Annotated in this window: 19 protein-coding genes; 9 read left to right on the top strand and 10 right to left on the bottom strand. The window is 51.0% G+C overall.

Annotation, left to right across the window (positions count from 1 at the left end):
* Positions 1-67 precede the first annotated feature (67 nt).
* The gene (lipA, locus tag HRU10_05715) at positions 68-970 is read right to left on the bottom strand and encodes a lipoyl synthase (GenBank protein NRA26731.1); all 903 of its coding nucleotides are present in this window, start codon (positions 968-970) and stop codon (positions 68-70) included.
* A gap of 232 nt (positions 971-1202) precedes the next feature.
* Between lipA and HRU10_05710 the strand changes: the two genes are divergently transcribed.
* Positions 1203-3908: a valine--tRNA ligase gene (locus tag HRU10_05710; protein ID NRA26730.1), complete on the top strand. Its 2706-nt coding sequence runs from the start codon at positions 1203-1205 to the stop codon at positions 3906-3908.
* Here HRU10_05710 and HRU10_05705 read toward each other — a convergent pair.
* The 5 genes from HRU10_05705 to HRU10_05685 form a co-directional block, all read right to left on the bottom strand.
* Positions 3905-5416 carry a sulfatase-like hydrolase/transferase gene (locus HRU10_05705; protein ID NRA26729.1) on the bottom strand — a complete coding sequence of 504 codons (1512 nt, stop codon included), beginning with the start codon at positions 5414-5416 and terminating at the stop codon, positions 3905-3907. The genes HRU10_05710 and HRU10_05705 overlap by 4 nt on opposite strands.
* Positions 5417-5540: 124 nt before the next feature.
* Positions 5541-5864, bottom strand: coding sequence for a thioredoxin (gene trxA / locus HRU10_05700; protein ID NRA26728.1), 324 nt, complete (start codon positions 5862-5864; stop codon positions 5541-5543).
* Between the two features lie 20 nt (positions 5865-5884).
* Positions 5885-6361 (bottom strand): hypothetical protein, encoded by a 477-nt coding sequence (locus HRU10_05695; GenBank protein NRA26727.1) that lies wholly within the window; start codon positions 6359-6361, stop codon positions 5885-5887.
* A gap of 22 nt (positions 6362-6383) precedes the next feature.
* Positions 6384-6635, bottom strand: a complete 252-nt coding sequence (locus HRU10_05690) for a hypothetical protein (protein NRA26726.1) — start codon at positions 6633-6635, stop codon at positions 6384-6386.
* Entirely contained in the window at positions 6622-7428 is an 807-nt protein-coding gene (locus tag HRU10_05685; GenBank protein NRA26725.1) for a segregation/condensation protein A, read from the bottom strand. Before HRU10_05685 ends, HRU10_05690 begins: the two co-directional genes overlap by 14 nt.
* Positions 7429-7601: 173 nt before the next feature.
* On the opposite strand from HRU10_05685, the gene HRU10_05680 reads away from it, so the two are divergent.
* Entirely contained in the window at positions 7602-10448 is a 2847-nt protein-coding gene (locus HRU10_05680; GenBank protein NRA26724.1) for a DNA translocase FtsK, read from the top strand.
* A 53-nt stretch (positions 10449-10501) separates the two neighbouring features.
* A complete protein-coding gene (locus HRU10_05675) occupies positions 10502-13012 on the top strand; it encodes a glycogen/starch/alpha-glucan phosphorylase (GenBank protein ID NRA26723.1) in 2511 nt (836 codons plus the stop codon).
* Positions 13013-13056: 44 nt separating this feature from the next.
* Here the strand turns inward: HRU10_05675 and HRU10_05670 are convergent, their stop codons facing one another.
* On the bottom strand, positions 13057-14946 hold the full coding sequence (locus HRU10_05670; protein ID NRA26722.1) for an adenylate/guanylate cyclase domain-containing protein: 1890 nt from the start codon (positions 14944-14946) through the stop codon (positions 13057-13059).
* A gap of 531 nt (positions 14947-15477) precedes the next feature.
* Between HRU10_05670 and HRU10_05665 the strand changes: the two genes are divergently transcribed.
* The 3 genes from HRU10_05665 to HRU10_05655 all read left to right on the top strand — a co-directional run bounded on the left by HRU10_05665 (position 15478) and on the right by HRU10_05655 (position 18433).
* Positions 15478-17205, top strand: coding sequence for a DUF3365 domain-containing protein (locus HRU10_05665; protein ID NRA26721.1), 1728 nt, complete (start codon positions 15478-15480; stop codon positions 17203-17205).
* Positions 17206-17398: 193 nt separating this feature from the next.
* Positions 17399-17779, top strand: a complete 381-nt coding sequence (locus tag HRU10_05660) for a hypothetical protein (GenBank protein ID NRA26720.1) — start codon at positions 17399-17401, stop codon at positions 17777-17779.
* A 126-nt stretch (positions 17780-17905) separates the two neighbouring features.
* A complete protein-coding gene (locus HRU10_05655) occupies positions 17906-18433 on the top strand; it encodes an NUDIX domain-containing protein (GenBank protein NRA26719.1) in 528 nt (175 codons plus the stop codon).
* Between the two features lie 118 nt (positions 18434-18551).
* On the opposite strand, the gene HRU10_05650 is transcribed toward HRU10_05655, so the two are convergent.
* The 3 genes from HRU10_05650 to fbaA all read right to left on the bottom strand — a co-directional run bounded on the left by HRU10_05650 (position 18552) and on the right by fbaA (position 21778).
* Positions 18552-19835 carry a site-specific DNA-methyltransferase gene (locus tag HRU10_05650; GenBank protein ID NRA26718.1) on the bottom strand — a complete coding sequence of 428 codons (1284 nt, stop codon included), beginning with the start codon at positions 19833-19835 and terminating at the stop codon, positions 18552-18554.
* The gene (locus HRU10_05645) at positions 19836-20642 is read right to left on the bottom strand and encodes a purine-nucleoside phosphorylase (protein ID NRA26717.1); all 807 of its coding nucleotides are present in this window, start codon (positions 20640-20642) and stop codon (positions 19836-19838) included.
* Between the two features lie 101 nt (positions 20643-20743).
* Positions 20744-21778 carry a class II fructose-bisphosphate aldolase gene (fbaA, locus tag HRU10_05640; protein ID NRA26716.1) on the bottom strand — a complete coding sequence of 345 codons (1035 nt, stop codon included), beginning with the start codon at positions 21776-21778 and terminating at the stop codon, positions 20744-20746.
* Between the two features lie 139 nt (positions 21779-21917).
* On the opposite strand from fbaA, the gene HRU10_05635 reads away from it, so the two are divergent.
* Genes HRU10_05635 through HRU10_05625 form a run of 3 tightly spaced genes read left to right on the top strand, consistent with a single transcriptional unit; the run spans position 21918 to position 23383 of the window.
* Complete coding sequence (locus HRU10_05635; GenBank protein ID NRA26715.1) at positions 21918-22433, top strand: N-acetyltransferase family protein; 516 nt, start codon at positions 21918-21920, stop codon at positions 22431-22433.
* Between the two features lie 43 nt (positions 22434-22476).
* Entirely contained in the window at positions 22477-22866 is a 390-nt protein-coding gene (locus HRU10_05630) for a glyoxalase (protein NRA26714.1), read from the top strand.
* 22 nt (positions 22867-22888) lie between these two features.
* Positions 22889-23383, top strand: coding sequence for a chloramphenicol phosphotransferase (locus HRU10_05625; protein NRA26713.1), 495 nt, complete (start codon positions 22889-22891; stop codon positions 23381-23383).
* Positions 23384-23496: the final 113 nt, after the last annotated feature.

Below are 23496 nucleotides of genomic sequence, written 5' to 3'. Positions count from 1 at the left end.
GAGTGACAGGCTGCGTTGATGTGGTCCGCGGATCTGACCCGGACCCGAAAAAGACGTTGCTCAAAAACTAAGCTGAAGCCGCAGGAGTCGGAGCATAGCGCGCCGATTGCTCCTCAGCGTGGTAAGATGAGCGCACGAGCGGCCCGGACTCGCACACGTCGTAGCCCAATTCATCAAGGGACACTTTTTTCCAGTGTTCAAATTCTTCCGGTGTGACCCAGCGATCGATGGGTGAGTGTTTTTCCGAGGGTTGGAGGTATTGGCCGATTGTCAGGATCTTAACACCGGCAGCCCGGATATCCTTGAGGACCTGATAAATTTCTTCCTCACGCTCACCGATGCCGAGCATGATTCCGGATTTTGTCACGTGTCCTCGATCACTAGCATGTTTCAATACCCATAAGGAGCGTTCGTAGCGTGCAGTCTTTCGGATCGGGCGTTGAAGGCGTTCGACTGTTTCCAGATTGTGGTTAAAAATATCTGGGTTGGCGTCGAGGACTACATCGAGGTGTTCAGCGACTCCGCGGAAGTCTGCTGTGAGGACCTCAACTGCTGTGCCGGGATTCATGTGTTTGATCGCGCGAATCGTCGCCGCCCAAACCGAGGCCCCGCCGTCTTTCAAATCATCGCGTGCCACGGATGTAATAACGCAATGCTTGAGGCCCATTTTTTTGACCGCCACCGCCACACGAGCGGGTTCGCCAAGGTCTAACTCTGTCGGACGTCCCGTCTGAATGGCGCAAAATGCACAAGCACGGGTGCACACGTTGCCCAAAATCATGACCGTCGCGGTGCCCCGGGACCAACACTCACCCATATTGGGACATTGTGCAGATTGACAGACGGTGTGGAGCTTGTTGTCCTCCACGAGATTGCGCACCTCGTGGTAGGCCGGGCTCGTGGGGAGCTTGGCCCGCAGCCACTTGGGCTTGCGGTTTGAGGTGCGGGGGTCCGGGGCTTCGTTTTCCATGGATTTTGTGACGTTGACGGGTAAACCCCGATATCGCAAGAAAGCTGTAGTAAAACGAGGAAGGGTATTAAATTTATTAAAGTAGTGTTTGGGGTTTCGACGGGAATCTTGTAGAGCTATTCCCGCCGCCTGTGGGGATGTTTGTCCCAGCCGTTTCTGAGTTCTAATAAACTTCGCCGTTGCCGCCGCCGGACTCTTGTTATTGGCTTCGCGGCTTTTTCTAAGACGAGCAATGAGCACGATACCCAAAGCATATGAGCACCGTGAGGTAGAGAGGCGCTGGTATGAGGCATGGCAAGACGCCAAGGCTTTTGCCGCAGTGCCCAGCGAGAATAAAGACGCATACGCGATAATGATCCCGCCACCGAATGTCACCGGTGTGCTCCATATGGGTCACTTACTCAATAACACTATTCAGGATATTTTAGTGCGCCGCGCGCGGCAGCAGGGTAAAAGCGCCCTGTGGATGCCGGGAACAGACCACGCTGGTATCGCGACTCAAAGCAAAGTTGAGAAGGCACTCCGAGATGAGGGTAAAACGCGGCATGATTTAGGCCGTGAGGGTTTCGTCAAGCGAGCTGAGGCATGGCGGGATGAGCATGGAGGCATTATCCTCAAGCAGCTGCGCGTTCTTGGAGCTTCCTGTGATTGGGACCGCACAGTCCACACGCTAGATGAAGATTATTCACGCTCGGTCCTGACAGCATTTGTCGAGATGCACAAACGTGGCTATGTCTATCGCGGGCAGCGCATGGTAAATTGGTGTCCAGTCACTCAGACTGCGCTTTCAGATGAAGAGGTCATCATGAAACCGCAGAAGAGCTTTCTCTACAAAATGCGTTACGAGCTAGTCGACGCGCCAGGCCAATACCTTGAAATAGCGACGACACGTCCAGAAACGATCATGGGCGACACAGGGGTTGCCGTTCATCCCGAAGACGAGCGCTACAAGCACTTGATTGGCAAAGAGGTCTGGCGGCCTTTCCCGCGCGCGGCGATTCCCATCGTCGGTGACGAAGCGGTCGATCGCGAATTTGGCACCGGTGTACTGAAGGTTACGCCGGCTCACGATGTCGTGGACTGGGAGATCGGAGAACGCACAGGTTTGCCGGCGATCGACGTCCTCAATCCTGATGGGACAGTCAATGAGTGCGGGGGGGAGTTTGCTGGGCTGGATCGCTTCAAAGCGCGCAAAGCAGCGGCTCAGAAGTTGGACGAACTTGGGCTACTCGTTGAGAAGAAAGACTACGAAAACAATGTCGGATTCTCTGAGCGAGCGGATGTGCCGATTGAACCCCGTCTGTCTGAGCAATGGTACATGAAGTATCCGAAGGTCGATGAAGCGATCCGCGTGGTAGAAAATGATATCATTAAGATTTACCCAGAACGCTGGAAAAAGACCTACCTCCATTGGCTCAAGAATATCCGCGATTGGTGCATTAGTAGACAACTGTGGTGGGGGCATCGTTTCCCGGTTTGGTACCGCAAGGGTGCCGATCGCAATGATCCGGCCAACCAGCATGTTTCCCTCGATGGCCCGGAAGATCCGGAAAATTGGGAGCAGGAGGAAGACGTCCTCGATACCTGGGCCTCGTCTTGGCTTTGGCCGATGGCAACGCTGGGCTGGCCTGATGCTGAGGCAATGAAAGAACGCGGCTTTGATAAGTTCTTTCCCTCATCTGTCTTAGTTACCGGGTTTGACATTATTTTCCTTTGGGTCGCTCGAATGATCATCAGCGCTTTAGAACTTTCTGGACCCGAGAAGGCCACCTTGACTGATGAGGAAATTCGACAGCGCATTCCTTTTAAGGACGTCTATATTACGGGTCTGATTCGCGATATTAAGGGCCGTAAGATGTCCAAGAGTCTGGGGAATTTTCCTGATGCTCTGGAGCTGCTCGACAAGTATGGAGCAGATGGCGTGCGCCTGGGGCTTGTTTCGATAGCGCCGCAGGGGCAGGACATCCGTTTCGATGAAACCCGTCTCGAACCGAGCCGAAACTTTTGTAACAAGCTGTGGAACGTTTGTCGTTTCCGCCAAATGCAGGGAGACGTTGTCGATAATTCGACACGCGAGGTAATCTTGGAGCAGATCGATCGTGGACAAATGGACGCAGATGACCACGCGATTTTGTCTAATTTGGCACAGATGATCGAACGGGTGAACCACGACATGGATCGCTATGAGATCTCCAGTGCAACAGGCCACATATACAATTTCTTTTGGAGTGATTACTGCGATTGGTATGTCGAAGTCTCGAAGATCCGCTTGAAAGATGAGCAGGCCCGGTCGACATGCTTGGCAATTCAGGATTTGGTGATTCGCGAGCTACTCCTGGTAATCCATCCGTTTGTTCCGTTCATCACTGACGAGCTGTTTCATCTGATGGGTTATGCTACCGAAGGACAGTTTGCTCAGGATTTCGGACCGATTCAGCCTAAGGTGTTACAAGAGGCATTGCACCTCGATGCTGCCGCTGCAGAGCGTATCGGACGCATCCGTGAGTTCGTTTCGAAAGTGCGTGCTCTCAAGGCTGAGTATAAGCTCGCGGCGAAGCGTGACGTGGAGTTCCAGTTTACCGCGGACGATACCGCAGCTAATGATATAGAGGCAAACTCAGCGAAAATTTTATCGGCTATTGGTGCCGCGAGGCTTGAGCGTGTGGGAACAGCTCCCGACGGATTGCCCGCTGCTGTTTCGAGCCTCGCTACTGCTTATATTGATTTTAGCTCGAGTATCGATGTCGAAGCGGAAAAAGCCCGCCTGAACAAAGAGCTAGAGAAAGTCGAAAAAGCGGTAAACGCCGGTCGAGCCAAGCTCAGCAACGAAAAGTTTGTCAATAGCGCCCCTCCACAGATTGTGGAAGGAGCACGGAATAAGCTGGCTGAAACTGAAGCTCGCTACGACGAGATCCGTCGATTGCTGGCAGGGCTTTAGGCGCCTATTTTTTGCAAATACGGTCGATCCGTATCGGTACGGAGAGTCCACTGGATGAGTTCATACATGAGCTCAGCTGTGAGCTCTTTGTATTCGGGGTTTCCGTAGAGATTGGTCATTTCGTAAGGGTCTTCTGCGACGTGAAATAGTTCGTTGCCACCCACTTCGCGGATCACGAGTTTCCATTCTTGAGTGCGGATCATCTTTGCCCGCGCCATAGAGTCGGGGCATTCCACGTAGGTCAGTTGTTTACCCCCTGTCTTCTTGATCCGCTTGCCATCTTTCTCTTGCCAAGGGTCGATCTCCCTGGGTGCTCGATCACGCATAGCAGACTCGTGGCCTCCGTCGGCAAAAACAGCTTTTTTGGTTTCTTGACCTTCGAGGCAAGGCAGCATGGATGTTCCGTGCCAATTCCAATCCTGTCTGCCTTTATCCAGGTCTAGGTATTCTAGAATAGTCGCAGGTAGGTCTACATGCTCGGTGAGGTGGGAAATACGTTGGTTTTCTGGAATACCCGGACCTGACATGATGAATGGAACTTTTAAGAGACAATCCTGGAGCGCAGCGTCCCACTTTTCATTAATTCCATGTTGGCCAGCGAAGTCGCCGTGGTCCGAGCAGAAGATGATGAGCGTGTCCTCCCGTAATCCTTGCTTTTCAAGAGTCTCAATCACCTGTCCTACGAGCTGATCGCTACATGTGATCATTCCATAGTAAACCGCTTGTATTTCTCGCAGGCTGGCCTCTGGAATATCATTGCCCAAGCGGTGTTCGCGCATGGCTCTCAAAGGAAGGCTGGCTCCCTCCGGCAGATCACTAGGGAATGCTTCGATAGCATCCGGCGCATACATTGAATAATAGGGTTCGTGAATCTTGTAAGCAGGGTGGGGGCGCGAAAGATTGAGCTGTAAATAAAATGGCTTTTGTGGGTCGCGGATATTCTCGAGGTAATGAATGGCTTGATTCGTACGGTTTTCATCCGAGAAATGCCGTTCGACCTTTCCTGTTGCTAAACCGTCGAAATCAACATCTGCCAAAGCTTCTATGTGAGCGCCTGTCCGCGCTTCTCCATCTGGGTAGGTGCAGCCAGTCATGGCTAGCGGCTGCGTGTATTCTTTAGTAAATGAGGTGTAGTCGCTGACACCGGCGCCTTTTTCACCTCGTTGGCCCTCCGGTCCATAGAACCAGTCATCTTCCCACACATGGTTAAGGCCAAGGACGGTAGTTTCATAACCATGGCTACTTAAGCATTCGAGGAGGGTCGGAGTCCCTTTTTCAAGATGGTTATCGCGCATAACGCTACGAATCCCATCTGTGTGGGTGTAGCGGCCGGTTTGCATCGCACAACGCGATGGTACGCACTTGGGGAAGGGCACAAAGTGATTGTCGAATTGAGCGCCACTCTTAGCTAGAGCATCAATGTGTGGGCTTTTGACATCAGGGTTTCCGGTACAGCCCAGCGAGTCATAGCGCAGTTCGTCGGAGGTAATGAGTAGGATGTTTTTCATTAGAAGTGGGAGGAGAAGGTCTTATGCTGCTAGGGTTTTTGGGTATATCCGGTTTTAAGGAAGGAAATGAGCACAAAAAAAGCGCCCAAATACACTTAGGCGCTCTTGAATTGAGTTTTTCAGACTAGGCTGCGGCAGTGAGTTTTGCTTTTAGATCATCCTTACTGGTCAATCCGACGACTTGATCGACGACCTCTCCGTTTTTGAAGATGAGCATCGTTGGAATCGCGCGGACATTAAATTTTCCAGCGATATCTGAAGCTTGGTCTACATTGACTTTGCAGATTGAGACGGATTCGCCCATCTCATCTGAGAGTTGATCCAGGATTGGAGCGATAGCCTTACAAGGCCCACACCAGGGAGCCCAGAAGTCCACAAGGACTGGGCCTGCACCGGCGATCGCCGCGTCAAAAGAGGAATTGTCGAGTTCTTGGATTTTACCTGCCATAAAGCGTTTGTGAATTATCTTTAAAGAAAAGGGTATAATTCAATAACTGCAAGCGCTGTAAATGCAATTGCTGCAATCGCCGCGACGCCTTGCAAGCCTACATGGACAAAGTCGACGAATGTGTTCTCGTCTGTGTCATTCTCCTCGGCAGGCACGTTTTCATCGTTTGAGTCAGTTTGGGCGTCGCGAATCTTCGGCGCTGAAAGTGGTTTGTGAGGCGTGTGTGCCGCGCCCGGAATGTGTTTGCCTGCGGACGGTTCTACTTTGTGTTCAGCGGGTGCCAAACTGACAGGTTTAACTCCCTGTGGTTTGGGTGTTTCTTGGTTCGAAGGCTTAGGGATGCTTTCTCCGCGTGGATCGATTGAGGGTTTTTCCGGATTTATGTAGTGCCGGATTCGGGGCGCAAAGGGAGACTGCGTTACTTTAAACTTCGGCTTTGCTGCCGGAGTTATCGAAGGTTTAGGAGGGGTAGATTCTGAGGGAGTTTCTTCGCTCATGAGGGGATAACGGAATAAAAGGCTATTTGTTTGGCGTGTTTTTTTGAATGAGGTCAACAATCTCTTTAGACGAAGCCTCTCCGACGCGCTTTCCTTTTCGATCGAGGTCTTCGACGGTCTTGATCAATGTCTCAGTCATGCGGTCGTGTGTTTCCTCGCTTCCACCGACAATAGAAAACTGGTCTGCTCGTGTGACACGTTTGTGGCCGTCTTCATTATCCAAACCGAGTCCGAGAATGTGGGCGTTGGGGGGCGTGCGTTTAGTCGGTTCCATACTCTATATGCGGTCGTTGATGATCGTCGGATTCAAGACGCGAACACTCGATGTCACCAAAGGGAGTCGATTGATCAATAGTAATCTTATTCAGTCGTGTGAGTTCAAGAAGGGCGATAAAGGTGGATATGAGATAGGATACGGTAATCTTCTGTTCGAACAGATCTGTAAAATTGAATCGAGACCGCGTTTCGAGAACAGTCATAATATATTCCATTCTATCTGAAACGGTAACGACTTCATCATGTATTTCGCCCACGACCATGCGTTCTGAAAGCCGCTTCAACACTTGATTGAACATTCCCCAGACTGCGATCCGGTCTGTTTGAGTCAGTGGGCGCTCTTCTGTTGGATCGCTCTCATCATATTGCACTTCGCGGGCGATGATCATCTGAGCCTCATGGATCATGTCGTCCAATGTGGCCGCTGATTCTTTGAATTTCCGATATTCAATGAGTTGTTGCACCAGCTCCCAGCGGGGGTCGATGCTCTCGTCTTCTGCTGCATCATCTACATCGCCTTGTTCATCGCGCGGAAGCAGCATCCTGCTTTTGATATACATCAGCGTGGATGCCATCACGAAGAACTCACCCGCTACTTCCAGATCCTTCTGCTTCATGCGGCGTATGATCTCCATATATTGCTCGGTAACCTGGAGAATTGGGATATCATAAATATCGAGTTCATTACGACGGATCAGGAATAACAACAGATCGAGCGGTCCCTCAAACACCGGCAGGCGAATGGGGAGGTCAGGGACCTTGATCAGGTGTTCATTGGAAGATTCGCTCATGAGAACGTCGACAGGGTTAAAGCCTACACTGTGCCGCGGTGCAACCACCGAACCCTGCCGCATCCGTTTATTGTTGTCTGAATTGTCCGATACTCGCCGCAGCAAGGAGCATTCAATTGGCGGCTCTTTTCTTGCCATGGGGATCTGCTTGCGCGTTCATAATATTTTCTCTCATGGCGAAACCGCGAACTTCCAGGCCCAAGAGGGCGAAATCCCGCCGCGATATCGGTAAAACTCGACCAACAAAGTCTCCGAGCCGCCCGCGAGCATATCCCGTCTGGGCACTATTATGCCTGATGAACGGCATCCTCGTGTCGGTTGCTCTTGCGGGTTTCGAGGAAGATCAGACTCGTTTCCTGACTACAGCTGCGGTTGGTGGAGGTGATGCAACCAATCCGGTCGGTGCAATCGGTGCCGACGCCGCCTACATGGGTTATGCAATCAACGGACTAGCGGTTTGGCTCTTTCCGCTCTATCTTATCTGGTTCTCAGGGATTCTTTTTTTTCGTAAATTTCATCAATTTAAATGGATCCGCTGGATATCTTTCGCCGTCACTTTTGTGGCGCTCTCTGGTCTGCTAAGCATGGTTGAGGAAACGGCTTGGCGCAGCTATGATCAGGTATTCGGCAAAGATCTTTTGGTAAACGGCATCGGAGGCTACATCGGGCGCTGGGTTTACTCAGATATGCTCAAGCACATCATAGGGCCCTATGGCAGTGTATTGATTCTTTCCTGTATCACTTTGTGTGCGCTCTTGTATACGTTTATCCGAAATGTGAGTCAGTCCATCGACCATATCCAGACTCGATTCTCCGAATGGCTCAGCCTGACGGATGAGCGCAAGGCAGAGAAAAAAGCTCAGCGGGTCGCCTTGAAGGAGGAAAAACGCAAGGTGAGAGAAGAACAACGCCATGCAAAAAAAGTGGAGAGTGAGCGTAAAAAGCAAGCGACCGCTCAGGCGAAGTCTGCTGAGGAGCAAGCGAAAATAGAGGAAACCCCTGTTGTGACAGACAAAGCTGCTCCAGATACAATCGATTTTGTTAAGGATCTGAGCCCTCCAGAAAATGTATCGTCGTCGAAGAAACCAAATTTACTGACGCATCCACCGCGTTTCACAAAAGGAGGTAAAATGCCACCACCACCGCCTCCTCCCAAGAGCGAAGAAGTTCAGCCGGAGCCTGAAATAAAGAGAAGGAGGATGACCCTGAACCCCTTTGGGCGAAATTCAAACAAAGCAGCTGAGGAAAAAGAAAAACCACCGATTTCTACAGGTGCTGATCCAGAAGAAGACTCAACAGTGGAGGAAGGAGCGCCAGATGAAATATCTGAGGCAACGATTTTTGGCGAAGCTGAGTTGCCAGTTGAAAGTGAATCTGTCTCTCCGCTGGATGAAGGCCATCATGAAGGTTTGGATCACAGGGTACGCATTGTTGCGGCAGAGAAGGTAGAACGCGAAGAGGTAGTTATGGAGCGTCGAGCCGATTATCAGTTCCCGCCCATGGATCTCCTAATGAGTCCGCCTGATGAGGACTACGACACCGGTGAAGATCATTTGGCTAAGGCCCAAGATCTCAAATCGATCCTAGACGAGTTTAAGGTAAAAATCACGCTTGGAGATATTCACACGGGTCCGGTAATTACACGCTATGAGGTGACTCCAGCGCCAGGTGTTCGGGTCGAGAAGATCGCGAGTCTAGACAAGAATATTGCGCTCGGTCTCCGAGCCGAGGCCGTGCGCATTTTGGCCCCAGTTCCGGGAAAGGGAGTGGTGGGAGTCGAGGTGCCCAACCGTAAGTCTCAACCGGTTTGCCTACGAGATATCATCGAATCTAAGGTCTGGAATAGCTCCAGGTCAGAAATTCCCATTGCTCTGGGTAAAGAAGTGAGTGGCAAGCCCATTGTTGCGGACCTGACCAAAATGCCCCACCTCCTCATTGCCGGCTCTACGGGTTCGGGCAAAACGGTCTGTATCAACGCAGTCATTGCTTCGTTGCTTTACAAATATAGCCCTGAAGATCTGCGTTTTATTATGGTCGATCCGAAGATCGTAGAAATGCAGGCCTATAATGCGCTGCCTCACATGTTGATCCCCGTGGTAACTGAACCCAAAAAGGTCCCTGGTGCACTCAAATGGCTCTTGGGAGAAATGGAGCGGCGTTACCACATGTTTGCCCAAGTCGGCGTGCGTAATATCGCCGGCTTTAATGCACGCCTGGCTAAAAACAAGAAAGAGGAGATGGAGCGCGCAGCTCAGATGGATGCAGAGATGACGCCCGAGGAACGCGCGGCTGCGGCGAATATCCAGGTGCAGCGCGAACCGCAGGCAGAGTTCTATTTTGAAGACAAAAAACTTCCCTATATTGTCTGCATCATCGACGAGTTGGCCGATTTGATGATGGTAGCTCCGGCCGACATTGAAACGGGCATTGCTCGGCTTGCACAGCTTGCTCGTGCTGCGGGCATTCACCTGATCATTGCGACGCAACGTCCCTCTGTAAATGTCATCACAGGGGTGATTAAAGCCAATCTCCCCAGCCGGATCTCATTTCGCGTTTCATCGAAGGTCGATAGCCGCACCATCCTAGACCAAGGTGGAGCTGAGGCCTTGATCGGAAAGGGGGATATGCTTTTCACACCTCCGGGGTCACCGAATATGGTGCGCGCTCAGGGTGCCTTTGTTTCCGACGAGGAAATCAATGGGATCGTCGAATACCTGAAGGTGAACGGTCCGCCTCAGTTTCTGGAAGAAGCACAGACTACGGTAGAGCAGGAAGGCTCGGACGGAGGGGACAGCGAAGCGCCAACAGGGGATTACGAAGACGAAATGATCCCCAAAGCTTTAGATGTGCTCAAGAGTACGAAGCGAGCTTCGGCATCCATGCTCCAACGCCGATTACGTGTCGGCTACAACCGAGCAGCAAGGGTGATGGAAGAGCTAGAAGATCTTGGAATTGTTGGCCCAGAAAATGGGTCCAGTCCGCGCGAAATTCTTGTGGACCTAGATAATTACCAGCTCTAGTCCTCGCTGCATTCCACGCAAAAGTAATCCTATACAATTAACCACGTCTCATTATGCCGAAAGCGCCTAGGAAAAAAGCAGCTTCTAAGCGAAGCGCCACCAAGAATTCTCGTAATGTCGTCGCTGAACTGGATAGCAGCGTAAAGGGCATTCAACAGTCCATCGCCAATCATCTTAGGTTTACCCTCGCGCGGGACATTAAGACCGCCTCTAAGCGCGAGTGGTATTTGGCCCTAACATTCGCGGTAAGAGAGCGGATGCTGGAAAACTACATCCAGACACAAGAGCGCCATAATGGCCAGAATGTCCGACGAGCTTACTACCTGTCCATGGAGTATCTTATGGGCCGCCTGCTTTCCAACAACCTTCACAATGTCGGCATCTTCAATGATACGCGTGAGGCTCTTAAAAATCTTGGTGTGGATATCGAAGAACTGATCGCAGAGGAGCATGACATGGGATTGGGCAACGGGGGTCTCGGACGTCTCGCAGCCTGTTTTCTGGATTCGATTGCGAGCCTGAACCTTCCGGCTATTGGCTATGGGATCCACTATGAATTTGGCCTGTTTCGGCAACGATTCAATAACGGCTATCAGATCGAAGGTCCAGATAACTGGCGTGAGTTTGGCGATCCGTGGGAGATATGCCGACCGCAGTATATGGTCGACGTAAAGATCTACGGTAGGGTAAGCCATAAACACGATGCCAAGGGAGACTATTCTCCAGAGTGGGTGGACGTGACCACCGTGCGTGCCCTACCGTTTGATGTTCCCATCGTTGGTTACGGTGCAAAAACCGTGAATTTCCTCCGCCTCTGGGAAGCAAAAGCATCAGAGAGCTTCAACTTGGAGACATTCAACCAAGGCGGATATGTGGAAGCGGTGCGCGATAAGGCGACAAGCGAAACAATTTCGAAAGTTCTGTATCCCAATGATTCTACTGCCTCTGGGAAAGAGCTGCGCTTGGTTCAGGAGTATTTCTTCGTCAGCGCCTCGCTCCAAGATATCATCCGTCGCCATTTCCGCAGTAACAACGGTTGGGACAGCTTCCCTGAAAAGGTAGCTATCCAACTCAACGACACGCACCCGGCGGTCGCCGTTGCGGAGCTCATGCGTCTGCTTGTGGATGAGCATGCCTATTCTTGGGATCCGGCATGGGACCTGGTTAGAAAAACCTTCGCCTATACCAATCATACGCTACTTCCCGAAGCATTGGAAAAGTGGAGTGTGCCCCTCTTTGAGAAAGTATTGCCCCGCCACATGGAGATCATTTTTGAGCTGAATCGCCGCTTTCTCGAAGATGAGGTCGAGGCTCGTTGGCCCGGCAGTGGCGCAATGAAAAGCAGGCTTTCGCTCATTGAAGAAGGCAACCCCAAGCAAGTGCGGATGGCCTATCTATCCGTTATTGGTAGCCACACGGTAAATGGCGTGGCAGCGCTACACACGCAGCTGCTCAAAAAAGATCTCTTCCATGATTTCGACACACTCTATCCGGGCAAATTCCAAAACAAAACAAACGGCATCACCCCGCGCCGTTGGTTATTAGCGTGTAATGAAAGGCTGTCAGATCTGATTACCTCAAAGATCGGAGAGGATTGGCCGCGTGATTTAGATCAGCTTCGGCAAATCGCCGAATACGCCGATGAGGCATCGTTTCAAAAGGCGTTTATGGCAGTCAAACGCGCCAATAAAGTCCGTCTTGCCGACTACGTCGAAGAGCACATGGGATTGACGATCAGTCCCGATGCTATGTTCGACGTGCAGATCAAGCGTCTCCATGAATACAAGCGACAGCACCTGAATCTGCTGCACATATTGACGCTCTATCGCGACATTTTACACAATCCTGACGGTGACTTCACGCCGCGTGTATTCATTTTTGCTGCAAAAGCCGCACCTGGATACGATTTGGCGAAAAATATTCTTCGAGCCATTAATAAGGTGGGCGAGGTCATTAACAACGACACGCGAGTGGGGGATAAGCTAAAAATTGTTTTCCCGGAAAACTATAGTGTCTCCTTGGCCGAGATCATCATTCCGGCTGCCGATGTATCCGAGCAGATCTCAACTGCAGGGAAAGAAGCTTCGGGCACGGGTAACATGAAACTCGCTTTAAATGGCGCAGTGACAATTGGTACGCTTGATGGCGCCAACGTCGAAATCCGCGAAGAAGTGGGCGACGAGAACATCTTTATTTTTGGACTACGCGTCGAAGAAGTCCAGGCACTCAAAGCTCAAGGTTACAATCCGTGGAAATATTACCACGCAAATGCAAATCTCAAATCGGCAATCGATTGGCTAGCTAGCGGCCATTTTACTCCGGGAGAAGTCGGGGCGTTTGATACCTTTATCAAGAGCCTGTTAGAAGATGGTGACCCGTTCTTGGTGCTTGCCGACTATCAGGATTATTGCGCCACCCAGACTCGTGTGGGCGAGGCATTCAAAGATCCGTCGGAATGGGCCCGGATGGCCATCTTAAATACTGCGCGAGTTGGAAAATTTTCCTCAGATCGCACAATTAGCGAATATGCCAAAGAGATATGGAATCTAGAGCCCTGTGAATAGCGCACTTCCTCAATTGCGTAGCACCCTAGTTTTACATAGGTTTTCTAGCTTACCAATTGATAGACGCGAACGGGTCGTTCGGCCGGCTCGATGGCTCGCTCTCCGAGATATTCAAAGCGAAAGTCGTTTGCGGGCTGAGTCGCGGCCCACGCGGCGAAATATTCAGATGCGAAAATTTGACCCTCGGTAGCAATGGGTTCGAGGCGTGAGGCTAAAGAAACGTGTGAACCGGTGTAGGTATGTGTCCGCTGAATCGGATCAAAACATCCGAACAGAGGCCCTGCGTGTAGGCCGACACGGATATTGAGCTCCACCGAAAATCCTTCTAAATTTTTAATCGCATTCATTAGCTCAACCGAAAAGCTGGCGGCAGAATGGGCGTCGTCAAAGACGCAATAAAGAGCGTCTCCCCACGTGTTTGAAACATCGGGTTTAAAAGCCGTATCGTTCATGATGCGCGCGGCTTCCCCTAGAAATCGGCTCACGAATAGAGGAATCTCACTCTCAGGTAGCTGAGTATAACCAGAGACATCGGCAAATAAGATGGCTTTGATCTCTTTGGACCGGACGGCCACATCTTGTCCTGCTTCTCGCAGATCATCTCGGACCACAGGAGAAGGTAATTCAGAAGCAATGCAACAAAAGCTCGATGGATCGCTGTCGTCTCGCCATATGCGGTCAATCTCAAGACCGGCTTCACGCCAGATTCCGACGCTGTGCGCAGTACCTCCAGGGCCACGCGCTGGCTCTCCATCCCAGGCTGTCAGCGTGCGAACTGGGATCTCCAGTTCTCGGCTCACCAATTTAGCTTTTCCGGCTGAAACAAGAGCAGCAAAGGCGTGGTCTATGGGGTCGCCTGAATATGAAAAATCCGAGAGTATTGTAATGCTAGAGGCCTTATCTAAAATGGTGTAAAAGCGAGCTTCCCAGTCTGGCCCAGCATGGGCGATGCACTGTTCGTGGAAAGAATTGAGCGTAAAAGGCAGGACGATATGAGCCTCACCACCTTGTTTCATCACTGATTCAAGGAATAGGATATCTGCCCCACACGCGGCACCAGAAAAGGCGAGCCGTACATCGTTATTGTTTACCCAGTCTTCTATGGCGTTGTGAAGCTGTGGCGTTTCCTCTGGATCGAGGCGCTTTTGATCGGCGTTGGGCTGGTCGACCATATGCCCGGCAAAAACGACCGCATGACCGAGCCTAAATATGGCGTCCCAAGGATCGAGTGCTTCCCCCATAACACGTAGTATCCATCGGGCCTGGCGACGTGTTGAAGCCAGATCCATCCAACGATCTCCAAAATCTTCCCTCGCTTGTTCGTAGCGCTCGCGGGCTGCATCCAGCTCACCGAGAACAAGTTCCGCTTCACCCACGGTTGCCCTGACCCAAAAATCACCGGTGCCGCTCATTAGCTGACCAATCGCGATTTCTTTTACTTCCTGGGCTCGGTCCGATGCTACATCTTTCTCTCCTAGAATGCGCGCAATAGAAGCGGCATTGATGCCTGGATAGATGTTTTTCGAAAGTCTCCACGCTTTGCTGTAATACGCGAGGGCATTGCGCAGCAGGCCGGACTCCTTAGCCGAAAGCTTGGGTCGTCTCTGGGTTATTTTGAATGACCTGCCCAGAAGCGATAGCGTCTCGGCATCATCGGGGCGAAGTTCCAATGCGACTTCCAGGACACTCCGGGCCGAAACAACCGCACCGCAGCGAATAAGCGCCAAAGCCTTCTGTTGCAGCAGGGGAACGGAGCGTCTATGACGCTTTTCTGCCTTTGTCGCCAGCTTAACTGCCGCGAATGGATCCCCGAGTCCGTTGATCTGTTTGACCGCCGAAATTGCATCTTCCTCAGTGGTCAAGCTGACTAGATTGGGGTCGGCGAGCCATAGATTACGCAGGTGTTGCAGGCGCTGTCGGGACTGAGCAGTCATGGAAAGGTTTCGAAGCTAAACAAAAAGGCGCTTCGAGACCTTTTTGGCAACAGTTGAAGCTTTTTCAGGTGGAGATCGGATGGATTGACTAGCAGCGGCACGAAGACAAGGCGGGTGACCGACATGGAGCCGGCCACCCTTATTGGATTGAAACGTGTGAACCTGCGGGAGTGAACCCCGGTGGCTTTTGAGCAGACACCCTCGAGCCAGTTTTCAAGGCAAACTTACAACCTTTTCCAACGTTAAGAAGTATGTTCGTCTTGAATTGGGAAAAGAAACGGACCGCCCGAATGGAATGCTTTGCTAACGTGAAACCTCCCTAGATTCCATCCGATTGGCTCGTGTCTCGTTTTCAAGATTTGCATACCCGAGAATGATACGCGTCGGAGGAGAAGGTTTTTCAGGTTGAATATCGTTTTTGTTAACCGAGTTTGTAAAATGAGTGTCTAATCTGAAATAACGTTTTTATAATCAGCCTTTTACTCATATTCGAGGCGATGTTGTCGGATTGCGCTGCCAAGAGATCTGCTCATGAAACTTGGAACTAAAATCATATTGGCAGCGGTCACTGGAATTGTGTTCACCGCTGCTGTCGCCATCCTCATACAATACAGAGCCACCATCCAGCAAGGAGAGGAAAACATTCAAGGCTTATTTAAGTCTATGATGGACGATGCACACAAGACCATTGAGGCCTACTCTCAGTTGAACGATGATGAAGCGTTTGATATCGAAAAGCTCATAGCGGAGGCTGAGCAGGCGAACAACTACCGCGACACGACGCTCTTTCGAACGATTCCAGTGGTTGCGGCCTGGCAGTCCTTAAGTGAGGGCGCAGATGCTGAAGGGGTCGAGTTTAGAGTAGTCCGCGAAAAGCCACGCAATATTGATAATTTGCCCAATGCTCGGGAGCGTGAGATTTTAAATACCCTAGAGGCGAGCGGTGAGGATTTCTTTGAATACGATAAAAGCTCGGGTGTGCTTACCTATGCATCTCCAATCTATCTCACAGCTGATTGTTTGTCCTGCCATGGAGACCCCAACAATAGCTCCTCTGGAGACGGTAAAGATCCGCTAGGATTCCCAATGGAGAATTGGCGCACCGGCCAGTTTGCCGGAGCATTTATTCTCAAAGGCGATGACTCGACAATGCAGGCCGCTGTTAGTGACAAAATATTTGATATGATTCTTGCCATCATCCCCATCGCGTTGCTCTCAGCTTTCGGAGTATTCCTTATCGTTCGCTTTCAGGTTGTCCGCCCACTGACACGCACCATCAGTGATTTAGATCGAATAAGTGGAGAAGCTGAGGGTGCCGCCAGTGAGATCTCCGACGCTTCACAAAGCCTGGCTGAAGGCGCGAGTGAACAGGCGGCTTCGCTCGAGGAAACGAGCGCTTCTCTTGAGGAACTATCTAGTCAAACCAAACAAAATGCAGAAAGCTCTGAGCGCGCACGTACCCTGGTAGAAGAGACGATCAAGGCCGCCGATTCAGGAAATGAAGGGATGCAGAATATGTTGGGTGCGATGGACGACATAAAGAAGTCTAGCAATGAGATTTCACAAATCATCAAGACAATCGACGAGATCGCATTCCAAACCAATATACTCGCCTTGAATGCAGCCGTTGAGGCTGCGCGTGCGGGCGAGGCAGGCGCTGGATTTTCTGTAGTCGCCGAAGAGGTGCGAAACTTAGCACAGCGGTCCGCAGCGGCTGCGAGCGATACGGCTCAACTCATCGAAGAGTCAGTCATGAAAAGCGAAAAAGGCTCGGTCATCTGTAGCGATGTATCTACGAGTATCGCGGATATTCTCTCACGGATAAACGATATCGCTTCTGTCGCTCGTGACGTAGATCACTCGTCTAGTGAGCAAGCCACGGGAATTGCAGAGCTGAATACAGCGGTGTTTGAGATGGATAAAATCACTCAAGCCAATGCCTCCTTCTCGGAACAGACTGCGAGTGCTGCAGCCCAATTCGGCACTCAAGCAGAAGTGCTCCGCCAAAATATTCAAACTCTCGCCGGGATGGTCGGTAGCACTACTTTGAAAGAAAATGTAAATCAGTCAGATGAGGGTCAAAAACCGCCCATACCCATTCAACCTGAAACTGAAGATCCCGTATTAAAAGAAGTTAGTGAATCCGATTTTACGTCCTCAGTAGTTACGCCAAAGCAAGAGAAAACACAGGAACTGAAAAGCCCAAAATTGACAGAGACAGATGCTGATGGAGACGACGATTGGAGCGACTTTAAATGACTTTTTAGATAGGGGTGTCTAAAAAAGAGAGAGAATAGAGAGACTGTGGTGGGTCGGTTCGAGAGAACCGGCCCGCCCTGCTGTACGAACCGTGGCTTGAGCGGCGCTTGTTTGGTTCAGGTTTCAAAATCGTTGTTGAGATTAAGTCGCTTTGATTTGACTCAGCGAAAATAGCCTCATCACTTGGGCGCTTATGAATTCAAACGCGTCAAAGACTGGGTTTTGGTTTTTAGGATTTGGAGTTTTCCTGATTATTTGTGGAGTAGCGGGGTATTTATCCAATCCCGCTGCCGCGAAGACCGCGCTTATGTCAGGCGGGACTTTTGGGCTGCTGTCAGCTGGCTGGGGAGCTTGGATGGTCAAAGGAGGTCGCAGGGGTCCATACATTGCGGCGTTTTTGACGACATTGCTTCTATGTGCGGCCTTCACTTGGCGCTCTTATGAAGGGTGGAAGTCTGTGATGGCGGGTGAAGACAAGCTGTTCGCCGCTTCTTTAATATCTACGATGCTCGTGGCATCGATCACCTCAATCATTGTCCTTATCCGCAGACGTTCGGCGTTTTTTTCAAATTAGACGGACCTACAGATCGTCTGGTGTATGGTGGTCGCGAGAGCGATGCGCCAAAGGCTTAAGCAGGTTCTCCCCTAGATACGGGTTAAATTGACTGCTGAGCATCCCTGGATCTAGGGTGCTTCGAGTATGGACGCAGGTATACCCGTATTAGAATCCATGGTATTTTGCCCAGCTTGTGGAAGTGATCGGTTCAAAGTATTTGAGGATGCCGGACGGTGCTGCGAAACCTGCGGCTACACCTTGTTTTCCAATCCCAGTTCAGCCGCTGCTGTATTCATACAAGATGAGACCGGTCAGGTGCTTACATTTCGCCGCCAGCGCAAACCATCGTTGGGCAAATTGGCGCTTCCCGGCGGATTTCTGGATTCGATGGAAACGCTGGAAGAGGCAGCGATCCGTGAGGCAAGAGAGGAAGTCGGTCTAGACGTGCATACCGTTCGCTATCTCACGTCTTACCCCAACCAATATGTTTACAGAGGTATTCTTTATTACACAATTAACACCTATTTCGTCTCGAATGAGTTCAGCGGCGAGATCGTTGCTCAAGAAGGTGAAGTAGGGAAGTGGTCCTGGGTCGACCCCATTGCTGTCGATTCTAGTGAATGGGCATTCCCTAGTTTGCAGCACGCAGTGTCTGCATTGTGCAGTGAATGAAAGGCGCACGGTCGAAGCGTCGCAGATTTCTTTATGGAAACGCCTAGCCCCATCTGGGCGATGCAGGGTAAGGAGAAACTGCTTCATCTTCTTGAGCATTACCCTTCAACAAGTGCCTTCACTCGGGCTTAAAGAGCACCAATATTCGGTTTGTATTCGTTCCAGCGGTTTTGTTATGCACGCCCCAAGTGTTGGCGGTTTTGGTAAAGTCTTGTTGATTAACCATGACCATCAGAGGGTGCAGTCCGGTGGTGTGGAGGTGGGGCAATAGCAGTTGCTCCAGGAGTATTTTACCTTTGCGGACTTCACCGACTTCGAAGGCGACCACTCCGCCAGGTTTGAGGATGCGATGGAGGGCGCGGAGCGTGCTGAGCATGGCTTCTACCCAGTCTTCTGGTTTTCGGAATTGCCAGAAGTCTATCGAGTTAGGGTCGATACCATTGAACCAGCAGCGTAGCCAATTATCGGTCTTATAGTCTACCGTATCGATGAATGGTGGAGAGGTGACAACGAGCGCAACTGAATTTTTTTTCAGAGGATAGGTCTCGTCTGCGGATTGATGGCGGATAGCGTCTTCGGTTTTTGCTTCGGGCCGTTTGTGTGCAATATCTTTTAGAAGCGCCTGCGTTTTCTTAGCTATGATCGCTTTAACATCCCGAATCGGAGGCACTTGCGAGCGTTTTACATTAATGAGACGCTGGCGGTCGGCTGTGACAGCTTGATTGGGTGGCATGGTATAGACCGAAAAGAAACCTGGCGAATGACCGGTTAGCCGATTGGTGGCCACCATCTGAATCCATGAGTCTACTCCATCTGCGGTGCCCCCATCTGCTTTACTCAACAAATTGTTGCGTAAGGCATGGATGTGGCGAGCTGTCTCAGGATGGTAAAACGGGATAAGAAAGGACTCAAGCGGTCCGGAATAGCCATCTAAATCCAGTGAATCTAAACGCTCTAGAATGGCTTCCAGATCCGGCGGATCCAGCCGGGGCTGTGTAAGGATCTTGCTGAGAGGATTGGCGTCATTACCCGACGGCACCCGTTCAAGGAGTGCGGCTTCAACCAGAGTTGTGCCGCGGCCGGTAAACGGATCATGCACGATGTCGCCTGGCTCTGTAAGACGGTCGATAAAGAAGGCGGGGAGCTGCGGCTTAAAACAAGCCCGGTATGAGACCTCGTGAATAGAGTGAGCATCGCGTTGTTTCGAAGTCCAAAATTCGTTGGTGTGGTAAGCAATCGGTAGAGTGTGCAGCCCGTCGACATATTCCACCTGGGTGGGTTTGCCGAAGGCATCAAAACTTCGAACCTGGTCTAAAAATCCGCTAAGTCGGGTAGGGAGCTTCTGGACCGATTCGATCGGGAACAGCTCGCGGGTATGGTCTGGTCGCGCGTCCTTTGGCATCTAGGCGTGCCCAATCAACTGCTCGAGTAGAGAAGCGAAGGAATCACGAACGCGGTTGGCGGTCTCAGTTACTTCCTCGTGAGACAGCGCTTCGCCGCTCATCCCGGCAGCCAGGTTAGTAATGCATGAGATACCACATACTTCTATACACGCGTGGTTGGCAACGATGGCTTCCGGCACCGTGGACATACCCACTGCATCTGCCCCGAGCGTACGAAACATCCCGATTTCTGCCGGGGTTTCGTAACTCGGACCGGTGCACGCAAGATAAACGCCCTCCGCAAAGTGAATATCAAGGTCGTTTGCAATGGGTCGAGCCGCAGCGCGCAAACGCTCAGAATACACTGTGCTCATGTCAGGGAATCGTGGACCCAGGGCGTCGTCGTTTGGCCCGATAAGTGGATTGGTTCCCATAAAGTTGATGTGGTCGGTCAACATCATGAGCGTGCCGGGAACGAAGCTCTTATTGATGCCACCAGCAGCATTGGTCACGAACAGTGTTTTGATACCCAGATGCGCCATAATCCGGATCGGCAGAACAACCTGATCGAGCGCATAACCTTCATAAAAATGAAAGCGCCCTTGCATACAGATGACGTTTTTGCCGAGCACCTTTCCGATAACAAACTGTCCTTTGTGTTCCTCGACAGTGGAGCGCGGGAAGCCAGGAATGGTGTCGTAGGGGATGGTTTTAGCATCCTCGATAGCTTGATCAGCGAAAAATCCGAGGCCGCTGCCAAGTATGAGGCCGATCTCCGGTTTAAAGTCTCCCAAAGATTGAGAGAGGAAGGACAGGGGGTTATCCATAATTAGTCGTCGGGTTATGTGGAAGTTGCGGAATGTAACTCGCACAAAAAAACCTCTGGTGTCGATACCGGAGGTTTTGAAAATGAAGCAAAATCTTTAGCTTAAATTTTTCCGAAGAGGGTCTTGCCGTCGGACTCGAGGTCGGAACAGGCTTCTCCCATACGGGCAGCCATCGCCTCTTCACCTTTCTTGAGATAAGCACGTGGGTCGTAGGCCTTTTTATTTCCTACTTCACCGTCGGCTTTGAGCACGCCGTCGTAGTTTTTCATCATGTGATCGACGATGGGGCGGGTGAAGGCGTATTGGGTATCGGTATCGATGTTCATCTTAATGACCCCATACCCAAGTGTTTCGGTGATTTGGCTCTTCTCAGAACCAGAGCCACCGTGGAAAACGAGGTCAAAGGCCGCGGAGTCGCCATATTTCGAAGTCACGGCAGCCTGTCCGTCGCGAAGGATTTCGGGGCGGAGTTTCACCGTGCCAGGCTTGTAAGATCCATGGACATTTCCGAAAGTCGCAGCAAACATGAAGCGGCCTAGCCCATTGAGCGCTTCGTATACGGCAACCATGTCTTCAGGTGTGGTGTAAAGCTTTTCGGCTGGGGTGTCTGCAGAACCAGCCGCGCCATCTTCCTCTCCACCGACGACACCCGCCTCAACTTCGAGGATGATCTCATGCTCGGCACAGAGCTTTAGATACTCCTTAGAAACAGCCATGTTTTCTTCGAGAGGGAGTTCTGAACCGTCAAGCATGTGGCTGTTGAATAGGTTGCCCTTGCCCTCAGCGCGACGTTTAGCGGTCGCTTCGATGAGCGGCTTGAGGAATTCTACTGCCTTGGCGGGTTGGCAGTGATCCGTATGGAGGCCGATGAGCACATCGTATTGCTCGGCTAGGCGATGAGCGACTTCGGCCAATACGATAGCACCGTAGGCCGCGTCTTTATTATTTAGGCCAGAAGCAAATTGACCCCCGCCCGTAGAGAATTGAATGATGCCATCCGACTTAGCATCGGCAAACCCCTTGAGGGCGGCATTGATAGTTTCAGTCGATGTGACGTTCACCGCTGGGTAGGCGTAGTTACCCTGTTGAGCGGCATCGAGCATGGCTGCATACTGTGAAGGCGTGGCGATTGGCATGATAAAATGCTTATATTGTGAGAGAAAGATAGGTCCGGCCCCGGATGGGCATCAGACCAAACATCTACCCAAGCTAATTGTTCGTCAGCGTCTACAATAAAGTACGAAATGGCATTGCTGAAGCTGCCAATCATGAGAGATGAGAAATGGAGAGCAGGGAATCGCGATCAGAAAAGGTGAGCTTGATGACTTGGCTCGGTTGACCGAAATCTATAACCATTACGTCGAGAATACCGCCATCACTTTTGACATCGATCCGTTTACGATCGAGCAACGAAGAGAGGCTTGGTTGGTGAAATACAGTGATTCAGCGATCTATCGGCTTTTGGTAGCAGTATGCGACGGGCTCGTTATCGGCTATGCAACTAGCGGCAAATTCCGGGAAAAGCCAGCTTACACCTCTTCGGTAGAGACCAGTGTATACCTCGACTCTAAACATACCCGGTCCGGTGTTGGGACCGCTTTATATAATCAGCTATTCAAGGAGCTGAAGCGGACACCGATTCACCGTGCCTACGCGGGTATTACCCTGCCCAACGAAGGCTCGATCGCGCTACACCAAAAGATGGGCTTCAAGCAGATCGGAAGGTATCATGAGGTGGGTTTCAAATTTGGGAAATATCACGATGTTATGTGGTTTGAGAAGGCCCTGTGATTTTGAACCTGTTACTTTGTTAAGATTTAGCATCCAGCCAAATATGAGAGTCTCCCTAACCAGCATCCCTGTCGAAGATCCAATTGCGGCTCACCGCGTTTACACCGAATTGTTTGGGTTCAAATCCGAGCGCTTTGAGCTTGAGGCAGAGTTAGCGGTTGTTACCGCTTCTGATGGTGGGGCAAGTACTTCGCTGCTGCTAGAACCCATGGGCGCAGAATTTGTCAGGGATTTCCAAAAGAAAGTCTATGATTCTGGTTTGCCAATCATCGTTTTCGGCGTCGACGACCTGCCTGCTGAGGTCGAAAGGCTGAAACAAGCTGGTCTCATTTTCCGCGAAGACTTGGCTAATCCAGATTGGGAAATGGAGAATCTATTCGAGGACTCTTGCGGCAACATCGTGATGCTTCAGGCCAATGAGAAGGCTAGCTAGGTTCGGTTGAATCAGATAGTCAATGATCGCGATTATATTGAATGGTACTTCGAGTTCGGGCAAATCGAGTATCGCGAAGCGTTTGCAGGCACGTTCACGGGTCCCTATGATCCATGCATCGCTGGATACATTTACTGATATGTTCGATTGGAAGTCGGTGTTGGAAGCAGATCAAAGAGGGTGCCACGCAGCAGGTGTGGATAATTTCCACAGATGCCTGCCAGTTTTGGCATCGAGCAGTTACCCCATCGTTGTGGATCATGTATTTGAGAAGATGGCATGGCATGAAGCCTGTTTTCGTGCCCTCGAGAGTCGGAGTATTTTCTTCGTGGGTGTATATTGTCCTCTGCTCGTCTTAGAGGAAAGAGAACGTGCCCGAGGTGATCGCCGAGTAGGACTCGCGAGAATGCAATATGAGCGGGTTCATGACGGAAAGGACTACGACTTAGAGCTAAATACCGCAGAAATGAGCGCTGATGTGTGTGCCATAGAGATTCTTGAGAGTATCGAGCGATGAGTTACAGCGGACGGAGTGCTGGGTCTAAAAAATGAAACACAGCCATCCCATAAGACCTGATGGCGGAGATCAAACCTGAGTATTGATGGGCTGTAGCGGTTGATCGTGTCTAT

The sequence above is a fragment of the Opitutales bacterium genome (assembly GCA_013215165.1).
Taxonomy (GTDB): Bacteria; Verrucomicrobiota; Verrucomicrobiia; order Opitutales; family JABSRG01; genus JABSRG01.
Note: the sequence above shows the minus strand (reverse complement) of the source record. Positions and strands in the feature narration are given on the sequence as shown.